The sequence below is a fragment of the Clostridium sp. genome, from assembly GCF_030532265.1.
In the GTDB taxonomy this organism is placed as follows: Bacteria; Bacillota; Clostridia; order Clostridiales; family Clostridiaceae; genus Clostridium.
Genome location: NZ_JAUNLM010000001.1, coordinates 60926 through 75613, shown reverse-complemented (window position 1 = coordinate 75613; position 14688 = coordinate 60926). Strand labels below are relative to the sequence as shown.

The 14688-nt window shown below is 27.6% G+C and carries 14 protein-coding genes; all 14 read right to left on the bottom strand.

The genetic code is table 11. The annotated features are described in order from the left end of the window. Nucleotides 1-13 precede the first annotated feature (13 nt). Nucleotides 14-1012 (bottom strand): asparaginase, encoded by a 999-nt coding sequence (locus Q4E08_RS00405; protein WP_303126990.1) that lies wholly within the window; start codon nt 1010-1012, stop codon nt 14-16. Between the two features lie 210 nt (nt 1013-1222). Then, nucleotides 1223-1618: a PBECR2 nuclease fold domain-containing protein gene (locus Q4E08_RS00400; protein ID WP_303126988.1), complete on the bottom strand. Its 396-nt coding sequence runs from the start codon at nt 1616-1618 to the stop codon at nt 1223-1225. A gap of 120 nt (nt 1619-1738) precedes the next feature. Then, the gene (gene spoIVA, locus Q4E08_RS00395; protein ID WP_303126986.1) at nt 1739-3217 is read right to left on the bottom strand and encodes a stage IV sporulation protein A; all 1479 of its coding nucleotides are present in this window, start codon (nt 3215-3217) and stop codon (nt 1739-1741) included. A 124-nt stretch (nt 3218-3341) separates the two neighbouring features. Further along, the gene (locus Q4E08_RS00390) at nt 3342-4337 is read right to left on the bottom strand and encodes an NAD(P)H-dependent glycerol-3-phosphate dehydrogenase (RefSeq protein WP_303126984.1); all 996 of its coding nucleotides are present in this window, start codon (nt 4335-4337) and stop codon (nt 3342-3344) included. A 2-nt stretch (nt 4338-4339) separates the two neighbouring features. Further along, nucleotides 4340-5656 carry a ribosome biogenesis GTPase Der gene (der, locus tag Q4E08_RS00385; RefSeq protein WP_303126983.1) on the bottom strand — a complete coding sequence of 439 codons (1317 nt, stop codon included), beginning with the start codon at nt 5654-5656 and terminating at the stop codon, nt 4340-4342. Nucleotides 5657-5660: 4 nt separating this feature from the next. Further along, on the bottom strand, nt 5661-6992 hold the full coding sequence (locus tag Q4E08_RS00380; protein WP_303126981.1) for a DUF512 domain-containing protein: 1332 nt from the start codon (nt 6990-6992) through the stop codon (nt 5661-5663). A 167-nt stretch (nt 6993-7159) separates the two neighbouring features. After that, on the bottom strand, nt 7160-7816 hold the full coding sequence (gene phoU / locus Q4E08_RS00375) for a phosphate signaling complex protein PhoU (RefSeq protein ID WP_303126979.1): 657 nt from the start codon (nt 7814-7816) through the stop codon (nt 7160-7162). A gap of 21 nt (nt 7817-7837) precedes the next feature. Continuing rightward, entirely contained in the window at nt 7838-8587 is a 750-nt protein-coding gene (pstB, locus tag Q4E08_RS00370) for a phosphate ABC transporter ATP-binding protein PstB (RefSeq protein ID WP_303126977.1), read from the bottom strand. 11 nt (nt 8588-8598) lie between these two features. After that, nucleotides 8599-9483 (bottom strand): phosphate ABC transporter permease PstA, encoded by an 885-nt coding sequence (gene pstA, locus Q4E08_RS00365; RefSeq protein ID WP_303126975.1) that lies wholly within the window; start codon nt 9481-9483, stop codon nt 8599-8601. A gap of 1 nt (nt 9484) precedes the next feature. After that, nucleotides 9485-10375: a phosphate ABC transporter permease subunit PstC gene (pstC, locus tag Q4E08_RS00360; protein WP_303126973.1), complete on the bottom strand. Its 891-nt coding sequence runs from the start codon at nt 10373-10375 to the stop codon at nt 9485-9487. A 27-nt stretch (nt 10376-10402) separates the two neighbouring features. Then, nucleotides 10403-11269: a phosphate ABC transporter substrate-binding protein gene (locus Q4E08_RS00355; protein WP_303126971.1), complete on the bottom strand. Its 867-nt coding sequence runs from the start codon at nt 11267-11269 to the stop codon at nt 10403-10405. Nucleotides 11270-11453: 184 nt separating this feature from the next. Further along, complete coding sequence (locus Q4E08_RS00350; protein WP_303126969.1) at nt 11454-13127, bottom strand: HAMP domain-containing sensor histidine kinase; 1674 nt, start codon at nt 13125-13127, stop codon at nt 11454-11456. A gap of 5 nt (nt 13128-13132) precedes the next feature. Beyond that, a complete protein-coding gene (locus Q4E08_RS00345; protein WP_303126968.1) occupies nt 13133-13831 on the bottom strand; it encodes a response regulator in 699 nt (232 codons plus the stop codon). A gap of 11 nt (nt 13832-13842) precedes the next feature. After that, the gene (gene pgeF, locus Q4E08_RS00340) at nt 13843-14577 is read right to left on the bottom strand and encodes a peptidoglycan editing factor PgeF (RefSeq protein ID WP_303126966.1); all 735 of its coding nucleotides are present in this window, start codon (nt 14575-14577) and stop codon (nt 13843-13845) included. Between the last annotated feature and the right edge of the window lie 111 nt (nt 14578-14688).

Below are 14688 nucleotides of genomic sequence, written 5' to 3'. Positions count from 1 at the left end.
GTTAATAACTTTTTTAAATTTGCTCGTGCTCATATAAGCCTTGTTCAAATAAATCCCTTATTTCATCTTGATTTTTATCAGAGTTTATAGCTACTAATAATTTTATTCTAGCTTTTTGTCCTGGCATATTATCTCCAAATATTACCCCTAAATTCATAAGATGCTTTCCACCACCTTCATATCCATAGCTTTCAAAAACTCTACCTTCAAAACATCTAGACACAAGAACAACAGGGATATTACTTTCTATAGCTCTCTTAACTCCATCAACCATTTCTGGAGGTATATTTCCTCTTCCCATACCTTCTATAACTATTCCTTTAAAACCTTTTTCTATTGCAAAATCTAAATAAGAAGAATCCATTCCTGCAACACATTTTATAAGCGCCACATCCTTGTCCATTTTTTTGGGATTTAATTTTTCTCCCTTCTTACCCTTTCTATAAAAAATTACTTTATTATTATCTACAATTCCAACAGGTCCAAAATTAGGAGTTCTAAAAGCATTTAAAGCCATAGAGTTTGCCTTTGTAACCTCTCTAGCATCATTTAATTCACCATTAAAACATACAATTACTCCTCTTCCTATAGATTCTTCAGCTGTAGCTGTACATATTGAAGTAGCTAAATTAAATGGTCCATCATAACCAAGTTCTGAACTGCTTCTCATAGCCCCAGTAACTACTACAGGCTTCTTAGTTTTAACTACTAAATCTAAAAAATATGCAGTTTCTTCTAATGTATCAGTTCCATGAGTTATAACTACACCTGCAATATCTTCTCTATCTACTAACTCCTGAACAAAATGTGATAATTCAAGCATAAGTTTCGGAGTTACATGAGGAGATGGTAAAGAAGAAAAATTATAATTTATAACTTCAGCATAACCTTCTATACCCGTTACCATAGACATAATCTCTTCTCCGCTAAGACTTGGCACTGCTGCCTTTATTCTATCATCAACTTTCATTGAAATTGTTCCACCATTAAAAATAACAGCTACTTTTTTCATAGTAATACCTCCAACTTTCTTTTGTAATAAAAAGAACTTTTGGATTAAACCAAAAGTTTTAATAAGTTTTTGGTAGGTCGGCATTTATCCTACATCTCTGTTTACTAAATAAAATTAGCGCATGAGGAGCCTTTTCTCACCTCAAAAACTTTATCAATATTATTATACATATTTATTTAAATATTTTTCAAGTAGGTATTACTATTTAATTTATACTGCAACTTTAAGCTTTCCACTATATATTTTATTTCTCATTTTACTTTTTGTTACAGGATACATGCTAGAAACATAAATATAATTATTATCTAAATCGACTTCCAATATAAGCATAATATAAGCATCTATTTTTTTTACTAATTCTAAAGCTCCTGATTCTTTTCTTTTCTTATTCATTCCAATAAAATCTGGATTACTTATTATTCTTTCAATAATTATCGTTAAATTATCTTTTATATTTCTAGTAAGTTGCTTTCCGTGTTTCTTTTTTATGTGTTTTAATACACCTGGTGAAGCATAGACATTTCCATAAAACTCAAACCCTATGCCTTGTGCAATTTCTTTCTTTATAGAGCCAACCTTTTTATAAGTTTTATATTTTTCAATCATGTTACCTCACCATGCCTTTTTATTATATTAAATATCTCAATATATATTATTCCAATTTAATTTAATATGATAATATAATTAAACGGTTAGTATTCAACTTTTTATACTAACCGTATATTTTTATAAGATTATACAGATTAATCCTCCATTGCCTTCATTTATTATTTTTTGAAGGGTTTTTTGGATTTTCACTTGAACATCTTCAGGCATTTTATATAGTTTGTTTTGAAGCCCCTCTTTAACTAATACTTCTAATGATTTTCCAAACATATTACTTTGCCACAATGTTGCTGGATCATTTTCAAACTGCTCTAATAAAGATTTTACTAAATCCTCAGATTCTTTTTCTGATCCCATTATAGGACTAATTTCTGTTTGAATATCAGCCTTAATAAAATGTAATGAAGGTGCACTAGCTTTTAATTTAACTCCATATTGTGAACCATGTTTAACTATTTCTGGCTCTTCAAATTTCATTTCTTTAAGTTGAGGTGCAACAAGTCCATATCCTGTTTCATTAACATCTTTTAATGCATCTTTTACTTTATCATACTCTTTTTTTGCCACATTTAATTCTTTTATTATTGATAATAAATCATTTTCTGATGACACATCTAATTCGCACACTTCACTTAAAACTTTATAGAAAATCCCTTCTTTAGGTTTCATTGAAACATTTGCTGTTCCAACACCTAAATCTATTTCTTTTACTAAAGTTTCTCCTAAAAATTCTTCATCACATAAAGTTTCAAGAGACATTTTTATATCTCTTATTTTTGATATGTTTTTGCTCATACTTCTTATTATGTTAAAGAAATCTTTTTTAAGCCAATGTTCAGGCTCTAAATTTTCAAGCCATTCTGGCATATCAATATTTACTTCTTTTACTGGAAACTCTTTTAATACATTTTTAAATAATTTTTCTACATCTTCTTCATTCATGTTAGCAATATCCATAATTTGAACTTCTACATCATATTTTTCTTCCATTTCTTTTCTAATTTCTTCTGTTTCTTTAGACTCTCCTCTTGAGCTGTTAAGTACTACTACAAACGGCTTATTAATTGCCTTTAATTCATATATAACTCTTTCTTCTGCCTCAACATAATCTTCTCTATTAAGACCAGTTATACTTCCATCTGTTGTTATAACTAATCCTATAGTTGAATGATCTGTTATAACTTTTCTTGTTCCAATTTCAGCTGCATCTTCAAATGGAATTTCATAATCATACCAAGGTGTATTTACCATCTTTAAGTTTTCGCCCTCAATATAACCTAAAGCTTCTTTTACTATATAACCTACACAATCTACCATTCTAACTTTGAATTTTATCTCCTCATCAAGACTTATTTCAATAGCCTCATTAGGTACAAATTTTGGTTCAGTAGTGTGTATCATTTTTCCTGATCCACTTTGTGGCAATTCATCTTTAGCTCTTTCTTTTTTAAATTCATTTTCTATCTTTGGTATTACCATAAGATCCATAAACTTTTTTATAAAAGTTGACTTACCAGTTCTAACTGGTCCAACAACTCCTACATATATGTCTCCTTGGGTTCTTTCTGATATATCTTTATAAATTTTAAAGTTGTCCAAGAAATCCCCTCCTAACTATCTGTAACAGTATATATATATTCTAAATTTAAAATTTATATACTATTTTATAAAATATTTTTCTTATAATTTTATAAATAAAAAAGCAACCTAAAAAGGTTGCTTTTTAATGGGTTTCATTCTTTTTTTCTCTAAGCATTAATTCTCTTACAACTTCTTTTGGACACTTTTCATTAAATAATACATCATAAAGTCCATCTGTTATAGGCATACTAACTCCTATTTTGCTATTTAATTCATGGAATGCCTTACACGCTTTTACACCTTCAACTATCATTCCTACTTCTTTTAAAGCATCATCTAATGAAAATCCTTTACCTATTAAAATTCCAGCTTTTCTATTTCTTGAATGCATTGATGTACATGTAACTATTAAATCTCCCATTCCTGTAAGTCCAAAAAATGTTTCTTCCTTACCTCCAAGTGCTATTCCAACTCTTGAAATTTCTTTCATTCCTCTTGTCATAAGCGCTGCCTTTGTATTATCTCCATATCCAACTCCATCACCAACACCAGCTGCAAGTGCAATAATATTTTTTACTGCACCTCCAATTTCAACACCTATTATATCTTCATTTGTATATATTCTAAGATTTGGTGTCATAAATAACTCTTGAACTTTTTCTGCATATTTCATGTTAGTTGATGTAGAAACTAAAGTTGTTGGAATTTCGATAGCAACTTCTTCAGCGTGACTTGGTCCTGATAAAATAACTACTGGATTTTCTGGAATTTCCTCACTTATAACTTCTGATAATCTTTTATTTGTACCTTGTTCAATTCCCTTTGCAATAGAAATTATTATAGTATCTTCACTTATCTTACCTTTTAATAATCTAGTAACATCTCTTATAACGTGCGATGGAACAGCTAAAACTATATATTCTGCATCATGTATTGCCTTATCTAAATTGTTATATGCCTTTATATTTTCTGGAATTTCAAGTTCTTTTAAATATTTACTATTTCTTTTTCTTATATTAATATCATTACAAACTTCAATATCTCTATCAAATATATTTACACAATTATTTTTTTTGGCAAGTTGAATTGCTAAAGCTGTACCAAAACTCCCGCCACCAATAAATGTTACTTTACTCATAACTACATTTTCCTTTCTCTATATTCTACTTCTATACCAGTTCCTTCAAAATCAAAACTTTGTCTAAGTTGATTTTCTAAATATCTCTCATATGAAAAATGTGTTGCATTTTTATCATTAACAAAGAATATAAACTTAGGTGGTCTACTTGCTACTTGAGTTGCATAGTAGATTTTCATTCTTTTAAGTCCTACTATTGGAGGTTCTTTCATAAGAACAGCCTTACTTATTACATCATTTAATATACCTGTTGATATTCTTTTTGAATAGTTATCGTAGCACATTCTAGCCATTGCTAAAACTTTTTGTGTTCTTTGTCCTGTAAGTGCTGATATGAAAAGATAAGGTGCATAACTTAAAAATTTAAGTTTTCCTTGTAATTCTTTCTTATATTTATCAAGAGTTTTATCATCTTTTTCTATAAGATCCCACTTATTAACTACAACCATTATAGCCTTATTTAATTCATGAGCATATCCTACAATCTTTTCATCTTGTTCTGTAATTCCTTCTTCTGCATCTATCATTAATATACATACATCTGCTCTTTCGATAGCTGCGTAAGTTCTTACAACACTATATTTTTCTATTTCTTCTTTTACTTTACTTTTTCTTCTAAGTCCAGCTGTATCTATAAGAATAAATTTACCTTGATCAGTTTCTAAATATGAATCAATAGCATCTCTTGTTGTTCCTGGAACATTAGATACTATAACTCTTTCTTCTCCTAAAAGCTTATTTATAAGAGATGATTTACCTACATTTGGTTTACCAATCATAGCTATTCTTATGTATTCATCTTCCTCTTCTTCTGTATTTAAAGCATCAAAATGCTTAACTACTTCATCTAACATATCTCCAAGTCCTAAACCCTGAGCTGCTGATATTGTTACAGGATCTCCTATACCTAAATTATAGAATTCCCAAGCATTATCTTCTTCTTTTAATGAATCTATTTTGTTAACAACTAAAACTACAGGCTTTTTGCTTTTTCTAAGCATAGTTGCAACTTCTCTATCTGCTGCTGTTAAGCCTTCTTTACCATCTACTATAAATACTATTACATCAGCAGTTTCTATAGCTATATTTGCTTGTCTTCTCATTTGTTTTACTATAATGTCATCTCTTTCTGGTTCTATACCACCTGTATCTATCATAGTAAATTTATAGTTAAGCCATTCTGCCTCTGCATAAACCCTATCCCTTGTAACCCCTGGTGTATCTTGGACTATTGATATTCTCTTTCCTGCTAATCTATTAAATAATGTAGACTTTCCTACATTTGGTCTTCCAACCATTGCAACAATAGGTTTTGCCATATTCCTATTCCTCCTCGTTATAATTATTTATTAAATCTATAAAACCATCTCCTGAGTAATCACAAACTAAAACTTTAACATTTAAAGCCTCTTCTAACATATCGATTGTTGTGTCATCTAACATTATAAGTTCCTCTGGAGCTAATTCATAACCTCTTCTAAACATATTATCTGCCATTATAAGATATGGTGTATCTATTTCATCCTTTAACTGCTCTATTATATCTGTACCAGTTAAAAGTCCTGCAACAGTAATAGTTTCTCCAAAAAAGTTATTAACTATCTTTTTAACATTTATTTTTATATTATCATTTTTTTTCATTATACTATCCATAGCATTTTTTATTTCATCATAAGCTAATGCACCTGTTACTACAGTATAATTTCCTTTTTTATTTGTATCTAAAAATTCCAAATCTCTTTTTATAGCTTCTCTATAATAACGAACACTTCCAACTCCATCTTCTAACTGTTCAAAACCATTATAAAATTCTTCCTCTGGAACATCTTGTTTTGCTACTAAATAAAATTCATCTGATAATCTTACAAAAGGTTCTGATACTTCTTTCATAAACTTTTCTTGAAGTTCATTAACCATTTCTATTGTTTCTTTTGAAGTTTGTTCAGTAAATGTATTTACATGAGCTAAGTTTTCCCTAAATTTTGTTATTCCAATTGGCACAACTGCCACATTATTAACTTGTGGGTACAAATTATAAAGATCATTTATAGTTCTTTTAAGTTCTTCTCCATCATTAATACCTGGAACACATACAATTTGAGCATGCATATAAATATCTGCTTCTTTAAGCCTTTTCATTCTATCATATATTTGTCCTGCAAATCTATTGTTAAGCATTTTTACTCTAAGCTCTGGATTTGTTGTGTGAACAGATATGTTTATAGGACTTATTTTGTATCTAATTATCCTATCTATATCAGCCTCTTTCATATTTGTTAATGTTACAAAATTACCTTGTAAAAATGATAATCTTGAATCATCATCTTTAAAATAAAGAGTATTTCTCATTCCTTTAGGAAGCTGATCTATAAAGCAAAAAATACATTTATTACTGCAACTTTTTGCTTTATCCATTATACCACCTTGAAATTCAAGGCCTATATCTTCACCATAATCTTTTTCTATTTCTATATCCCAAACTTCACCATAAGATTTCTCAATTTGTATAGTTAACTCTTCATCAACAGCTAAAAATCTATAATCAATAATGTCTTCTATTTCTTTATTATTAATTGAAATAAGAAAATCGCCTGCCTCTATTCCAACCTCTTCTGCAATACTATCAGGAAGTACACTTTTTATTAAGTTCTTCATATTTTCACTCCCCTTTTTTATAAACTAGTGTATCTTTTGTTATATTACATTAATATATGTAGTTAGTCAACAAAACTCGTCAAAAAGGAAATTTTTATAAATTCAAAATTAATTTAATTAATTTTATGCAATTAAAAACCACACTAAATACTTTGTGTGGTTTTTATTTATATATTTAAATCTACATATTCTCCTGTTTTACTAAAAATTATCCATTCACAAATATTTGTAACATGATCACCTATTCTTTCTAAATATTTAGCTACAAATAATAATCTTGTTCCCTCTTCTATACTATTTTCACCATTCTTTATACACAATAGTGTATATTTAAATGTTTGTTTATATAAATTATCTATTTCATCATCTAACTTACATATTGAATATGCTAATTCTATATCCCTTTCACTATATGCTTTGCTAGCTAATGTTATCATATTTTGAATTTTTTCTTCCATAATTAAAAGATCTTTTATTTCAATTGGATGTAATGTTCCTTTTACATACTTTACAATTTTGCATATATCAATAGCATGGTCCGCCATTCTTTCTAAGTCAGTTACTATTTTAGATGCAGTAAATACTCTTCTTAAATCTTTAGCAACAAGCTGTTCTGTTGCTATAAATTTTATACATTCTTCTTCAATTACTTTTTGAAGATTATCTACTTTATCATCATTTTTTATTATATTTTCAGCTAATTTTTCATCTTTTAGCTTTAATGCTTGCATACTACCTTTTATTTGTTCTTTTACTATATTAGTCATTATATACAATTTTTCATTTATTTCATCAATTCTTTGATTTTGAGACTCTCTTCTCATATGCTCACTCCTTAAACATTATTAACCAAATCTACCTGTAATATAATCTTCTGTTCTTTTATCTTTTGGCTTATAAAATATATCTTCTGTTTTTCCATATTCTATAACTTCACCATTTAAAAAGAAAGCTGTCTTATCTGCTATTCTTCCAGCTTGTTGCATATTATGAGTAACTATTATAACTGTATATTCTTTTTTTAATTCTTCAATTAAATCTTCTACTTTATTAGTTGAAATTGGATCTAATGCTGATGTTGGCTCATCCATAAGAATTACTTCAGGTGATACAGCAAGTGTTCTTGCTATACAAAGTCTTTGTTGTTGTCCTCCTGACAACCCCATTGCACTCTTTTTAAGTCTATCTTTTGTTTCATCCCAAAGTGCGGCACCCTTAAGACTTTTTTCAACAATTTCATCTAATCTCTTTTTATCTTTTATTCCATGTATTCTTGGTCCATAGGCAACATTGTCATATATTGACATAGGAAATGGATTAGGCTTTTGAAAGACAATACCAATTCTTTTTCTAAGATCAATTACATCATAATCACTAAAAATATTTTCTCCTTCAAATAAAACTTCACCTTCTATTTTAACTGAATCTATAAGATCATTCATTCTATTTATAGTTCTTAAAAACGTTGATTTACCACAACCAGATGGACCTATAAGTGCTGTAACTTCATTTTTATTAAATTTCATATTTATATTTTTAAGAGCTTTATTAGTTCCATAATAAAGATTTAGATTTTTAGTTTCTATTATACTCATACTTCCTCCTACTATTTGCCACTATATGATTTTAAAATTCTGTTTCCAATTAATTTTGCTAATAAGTTAAAGATTAATATAATTATTATAAGCACAGCTGCTGTTCCATTTGCTATAGCTGATGCATCTGGGACAATTCCTTCAGAATTTAATTTCCATATATGAACTGCTAAAGTTTCTGCTGGTCTAAAAAGCGAAAATGCTGATGTTTTTCCAAGTAAACTTACATTGTTGAAATTAAGTGTTCCTGAACTTAAACCTGCTGTATATAAGAATGCTGCTGCCTCTCCAAAAATTCTTCCTGATGATAATATAATTCCAGTAAGTATATCCCTCATTGCAGTTGGAAGAGTCACTCTCATTATAGTTTGCCATTTAGTTGCACCAAGTCCTAATGATGCTTCTTTTACTTTTTTTGATGCATGTCTTATTGCATTTTCTGATATTCTAGTCATAGATGGAATATTTAATATGCTAACTGATAAAGCTCCAGCTATTAATGAATATCCAAATCCTGATAAATTAACAAAAACTAAAAGTCCAAACATACCTATTACAATTGAAGGTAATGAAGACATAGTTTCAAGGGATAATCTAATTATTTTTAAAACAACGCCTTCTTTAGCATATTCTGCTAAGTATATACCTGCACCAATTCCTATTGGTACTGTAATTATCAATGCTATTACTAACATATATAATGAATTAAATATTTGTGGCCCAATACCTCCACCAACACTTGTCATTTTTGGATTACCAAATAAAAATGATGGAGTAAGCATACCTATTCCTTTATAAAAGATATAAGCTATAAAAGCTCCAAGTAACGTTACTATAAATATTGCTATTATATAAAATATTATAGTTGCTACTTTATCTATTTTTTTTGCATCCACTTTAGTTAACTCCCTTCTTTTCTATTTGCCTAATTACAAGTATAAATATAAATGATATTACTAAAAGAATTAATGCTAAAGTCCATAAAGCATCATTCCAAGCAGAACCAGATACAGTATTTGACATATCCATTGTTAATATACTAGTTAATGTTGAAGATGGTGATATTAGACTATTTGGCATTTTTATTGTATTTCCTATTACCATCTGAACTGCTAAAGCTTCTCCAAAAGCTCTTGCAATACCAAGAACTACTCCAGTAAGTATTCCTGATTTTGCTCCTGGAGTTATTACATTTTTTATAGTTTGCCATCTCGTTGCTCCAAGTCCATAAGATGCCTCTATATGTTCTTTAGGTATTCCTTTTATAGCATCAATAGATAAAGTTGCTATAGTTGGTAAAATCATAAGGGATAAAACTATTATTCCTGCTAAAAGTGAAAAGCCAATCCCTCCAAACTTATCTTTTATAAATGGAACTAAAACTGAAACTCCTACCCAACCATAAACTACTGATGGAATTCCTACTAATATTTCTAAAGTTGGCTTTATTAGTTTTTCTCCAAAACCTTTAGAAATTACATTAACAAAAATCCCTAATGCAACTGCAATTGGAGCACTTAATATAACAGCTCCTAAGGATACTAGTGTAGATCCTAATATGAATGCAAAAGCTCCAAAAGTTTTAGGGCTACCTGAAGGATTCCAGTTATTCGTAAATAAAAATTCAATTAAACTATACTCACCTTTAGTGAATGTCTTTATTCCTTTTAATCCTATAAATAATATTATTGATACTGTTATTAAAATTATTAATATTCCACAAAAACTTGAAAATCCTTTCCCTAAATATTCATTTAATAGCCTTTCTTTGAAACTCCTCTTCTTCATATACCTCATTCCTATCTTTATTGCTTATTATTTTTCCTTTATTTCACTTCCTGGAATTAATCCTAAATTATTTATACTTTCACTATTTTCACTACTTCCTACAAAATCTATAAATTCCTTTGTAAGTCCATTAGCTTCACCTTTTGTATACATGTGTCCCCATGACCAGAAATCATAATTTCCAGATTTAATATTTTCAGCAGTTGCTTCTTTTCCATCTATTTTAATTAAATTTAATGCATTTTTTGCTTCTTCATTATTCATATATGATAGTGCCACATAACTTATTGCTCCATTATTTTGTTTCATAGCATTTAATACAGCACCATTACTATCTTGTGTAGCTCCTATTGAATCATTTTCTAATTTTTTATTTCCATCTAATATCTTCTTTGTAAATGTTGCTCTTGTTCCTGATGATGTAGGCCTGTGAACTACTAATATTTCTAAATCCTTTCCTCCAACTTCTTTCCAATTCTTAATCTTCCCTGAAAAAATATTTTGTATTTGTTTCTTTGTTAAATTTTCTATTCCAGAATTTTTATTAACAACAACACCAAAACCTTGCGCTACAACTTTATGATCTACTAATTGACTTGCTTGTTCCTTTGTAAGCTTATCTTCTGCGTAAACATCTGAGTTTCCTATATTAACAGAACCTTCTAAAACTTGAGTAAGTCCGGTTCCTGAACCTCCTGCTTGTGCATTTATAGTATTTCCAGGTTTTATTTCATTAAATTTTTCTATTGATTGTTCCATAAGAGGCAAAAGTGCTGATGATCCACTTATTGTTATAGAGCTACCATTTTCTGTACTTCCACAACCAACAAATAATCCTCCTGTAATAACTACTGCTAATGTGGCTACTAACATTTTTAAATTTTTCTTTCTCATAAAATATAACCTCCTTAAAAATCCCTTTACTCATTTATTTTTATAATTTGACTATATATTAATAATATCTTTTGAAAGTTAAGGTATTATTATACTAAAGTTAAGTTGTTTTATATTAGTGTTAAATGAGTTTAACAATTAAATAAAAAAGACGAACTTTTAAAAATAAAAGTTCGTCTTTTATTTATATATGTTTTATTTTAAATGTAAATTCTGTTCCCTTTAAAACTTCAGAATCAACACTTATCTCTCCTCCAAAAGTTTTTACAATATGTTTAACTATTGCAAGACCAAGTCCAGTACCCCCACTTTTTCTTGCTTTATCAACTCTGTAAAAACGTTCAAATATTCTAGGAAGGTCTTCTTTTGGTATTCCTATACCATTATCTTTCACCTTAAAATAATAATATTCTTTATCTGAAAAACTTTTTACATTAATTTTAGTATTATTATTTGAATATTTTATAGAATTTTCTATTATGTTTATAACTATTTGAAGAAACTTATCTTTCTGTCCTAAAATAAAATCATTATTATCAGATTCAAAATTTATATATATATTCTTTTTTCTTGCATGTTCACTTAATATATTTATTGCATCTGTTATTATTCCATCTGGAAAAATTTCTTCTAATTCTTCTACTGGATTATTTTCTAAATCAGAAAGAACTAAGATATCACTAATAAGTCTAGTAAGCCTTTCTGTCTCTTTATCTATTATATCTAAAAATTTAATTTTAGTTTCTTCATCTTCAACATATCTTAATGTCTCAGCAAAACCTTTTATTGACGTTAATGGAGTTTTTAATTCATGAGATACATTAGCTACAAACTGACTTCTTATATTTTCAAGTCTTTTCATTTCTGTTATATCTTGAATTGCAATAACTCTACCAATTTTTTTATATCCATTTATAACTATAGCTTTCTTTATTTTCAAAAATCTTCTAAATGGTTTTTTTATTTTAACTTGTGTTTCATCAACAGTTTCATTATTTAAAATTTCTTTTATTCTTTTATCTTCTATACAATCATTTAAATATTTTCCTGTAACATCTACATTTATTCCAAATATCTTTTGAGCATAAGGATTTATAGTTATTATTCTATCTTCATTGTCTACAGCTATAACTCCACTTTGCATAGATTTTAATATGGACTCAAGTCTATTTTGTTTATCAACAACTTCATTTATTTTACTTTGAAGCTGATCTGCCATATTATTAAATGTTTTACCTAGTTGTCCTAATTCATCATTTGAGACTACATTTACCCTTGTTTGTAAATTTCCATGAGCTATTTTCCAAGTAACACTTTCTAAATGTTTTATTGGATCTACAATTATTCTAACTAACTTAAGAGCTAAAGCTATAGATAATAATAAAACAATTATTAAAGTTATAATATAATATTTAGTATTTTTAACTTGAAATATATTTGTTGTAGGCTCTTCAACTCCACTTATTATTGTATCTCCATTAGAAAGCTTAGTTCCACAATAAATCATATTTATTTTTTTATTTTCATTATATTTATCTAAATAACCTACACCTTTATTTTCAGCTTCTTTTATTATTGAAGCATAACTTATGTTACCTTCATTTCCTGATGAATTAAATTTTATATTCCCATCTTTATCAATTATAGTTAATTCTATTGTTTTCCCATTTATTTTAAATAAACCTAATTTACTAGCATTTTCTATATCTAATTCAGAAATTATAGAGTTATATTCTTTTAACATGCTTTTAGAATTTTCTATTTCCTGTATACTGTAAAGAGCCATAAATGAAGATGTTATTATAACTAAGGCAAAAACTACTGTTATTATTACAGAAGTTATTATTTTTTTCTTCATAAATATTACCCGTTAAATCTATATCCAACCCCTCTTATAGTTTCTATAAGCTTAGGGTTTTTATCATCTTCTTCTATTTTTTTTCTTAAATATCTAATATGCACATCTACTGTTCTTGTCTCTCCAATATATTCATATCCCCATATTTTATCTAATAAAATTTCTCTCTTTAAAATTTTGCCTTTATTTCTTATTAATATTTCTAATAATTCAAATTCTTTTAATGTCATATCTATCTTTTTATTATTTATAGTTACTTCATGTCTTTCAAAATCTATTTTTAATCTTCCATTATCATAAATATCTTCTTTTTTATTTGATTCTAAAGGAGCACTTCTTCTTAAAACAGCCTTAACTCTTGCCAAAAGTTCCCTTATAGAAAATGGTTTTGTTATATAATCATCAGCTCCAAGTTCTAAGCCTAATATTTTATCTAGTTCTTCTCCTTTTGCAGTAAGCATTATTATAGAAATATTACATGTATCATTATTTCTTTTTATTTCTTTACATACATCAAATCCATCCATTCCAGGTAACATTAAATCTAATAATATTAAATGAGGCTTTTCATTTTTAGCGATATTAAGTGCATCTAATCCATTATTTGCCCAAATAACTTGATATCCCGCATTTTCTATATTGAATTTTAAAAGTTCTAATATATGTTCTTCATCATCTACAATTAATATTTTTTCTTTTGACAACTTAATCACCTCTATTTTAATATTACAAATGTAAATAGTCTTCCGTAAGATCCATCAGATTTCCTATATGAATGTAATTTTATATCTTTTTCACAATAAGTACAAAGAGGTATACTTTTTATATTTTCATCGTTAACCCCACAATCTTTTGCATCTTTTTCTATACAAGCTTCTAAGTTTAAATTTCTTCCATCAAATAATATATCTTTATCTATATCTTTCTCTTCTATAAATCTTTCTTTTAAATCTTCTGATATTTCATAACAGCATTTTCTTATATGAGGGCCTATATAAACTTTAGTATTTTTATGGTTAACGCCATAAACTTCAGTCATTTTATCTAAACAAACTTTTGTTATAGACTTAATAGTTCCTTTCCATCCACTGTGGACTGCACCTATAACTCCGTACTCCTCATTTACAATAATTACAGGTACACAATCAGCAGTAAATACTCCAATTAAGACATTTTTTAAATTTGTAATTATACCATCACCGCTATTTTCATTAAAATTTTCTTCACCATTATAAATTAAAACTTCATCTGAATGAATTTGATTTAAATATACTATTTTATCTACATTGAAATCTTTCTTTAAATTATTTAATGTATCTATTCCTTCTAAAGTATTTCTATTAAAACTTTTATTTTTTTCAGCAGTTGAAAATACAACTGAACTTTTTTCATTATCAATAACTAAAAAATCATCTTTTTTACAAATATTATCTAAATTTAAATTTTTCATTTTTCCCCTCCAACTCTTTTAATATTATTTTAACATTTACTAAATTTATTATCTATTTAATAATATATTTTTTACCTATCTTTAACGTAAAAAAGCATACTAATTCTATTT

Excerpts from the sequence above, each read along its gene's own strand:
- Q4E08_RS00405 (WP_303126990.1), bottom strand. The coding sequence starts at position 1,012 with ATGAAAAAAGTAGCTGTTATTTTTAATGGTGGAACAATTTCAATGAAA.
- Q4E08_RS00400 (WP_303126988.1), bottom strand. The coding sequence starts at position 1,618 with ATGATTGAAAAATATAAAACTTATAAAAAGGTTGGCTCTATAAAGAAA.
- Q4E08_RS00390 (WP_303126984.1), bottom strand. The coding sequence starts at position 4,337 with ATGAGTAAAGTAACATTTATTGGTGGCGGGAGTTTTGGTACAGCTTTA.
- der (WP_303126983.1), bottom strand. The coding sequence starts at position 5,656 with ATGGCAAAACCTATTGTTGCAATGGTTGGAAGACCAAATGTAGGAAAG.
- Q4E08_RS00380 (WP_303126981.1), bottom strand. The coding sequence starts at position 6,992 with ATGAAGAACTTAATAAAAAGTGTACTTCCTGATAGTATTGCAGAAGAG.
- phoU (WP_303126979.1), bottom strand. The coding sequence starts at position 7,816 with ATGAGAAGAGAGTCTCAAAATCAAAGAATTGATGAAATAAATGAAAAA.
- pstB (WP_303126977.1), bottom strand. The coding sequence starts at position 8,587 with ATGAGTATAATAGAAACTAAAAATCTAAATCTTTATTATGGAACTAAT.
- pstC (WP_303126973.1), bottom strand. The coding sequence starts at position 10,375 with ATGAAGAAGAGGAGTTTCAAAGAAAGGCTATTAAATGAATATTTAGGG.
- Q4E08_RS00355 (WP_303126971.1), bottom strand. The coding sequence starts at position 11,269 with ATGAGAAAGAAAAATTTAAAAATGTTAGTAGCCACATTAGCAGTAGTT.
- Q4E08_RS00350 (WP_303126969.1), bottom strand. The coding sequence starts at position 13,127 with ATGAAGAAAAAAATAATAACTTCTGTAATAATAACAGTAGTTTTTGCC.
- pgeF (WP_303126966.1), bottom strand. The coding sequence starts at position 14,577 with ATGAAAAATTTAAATTTAGATAATATTTGTAAAAAAGATGATTTTTTA.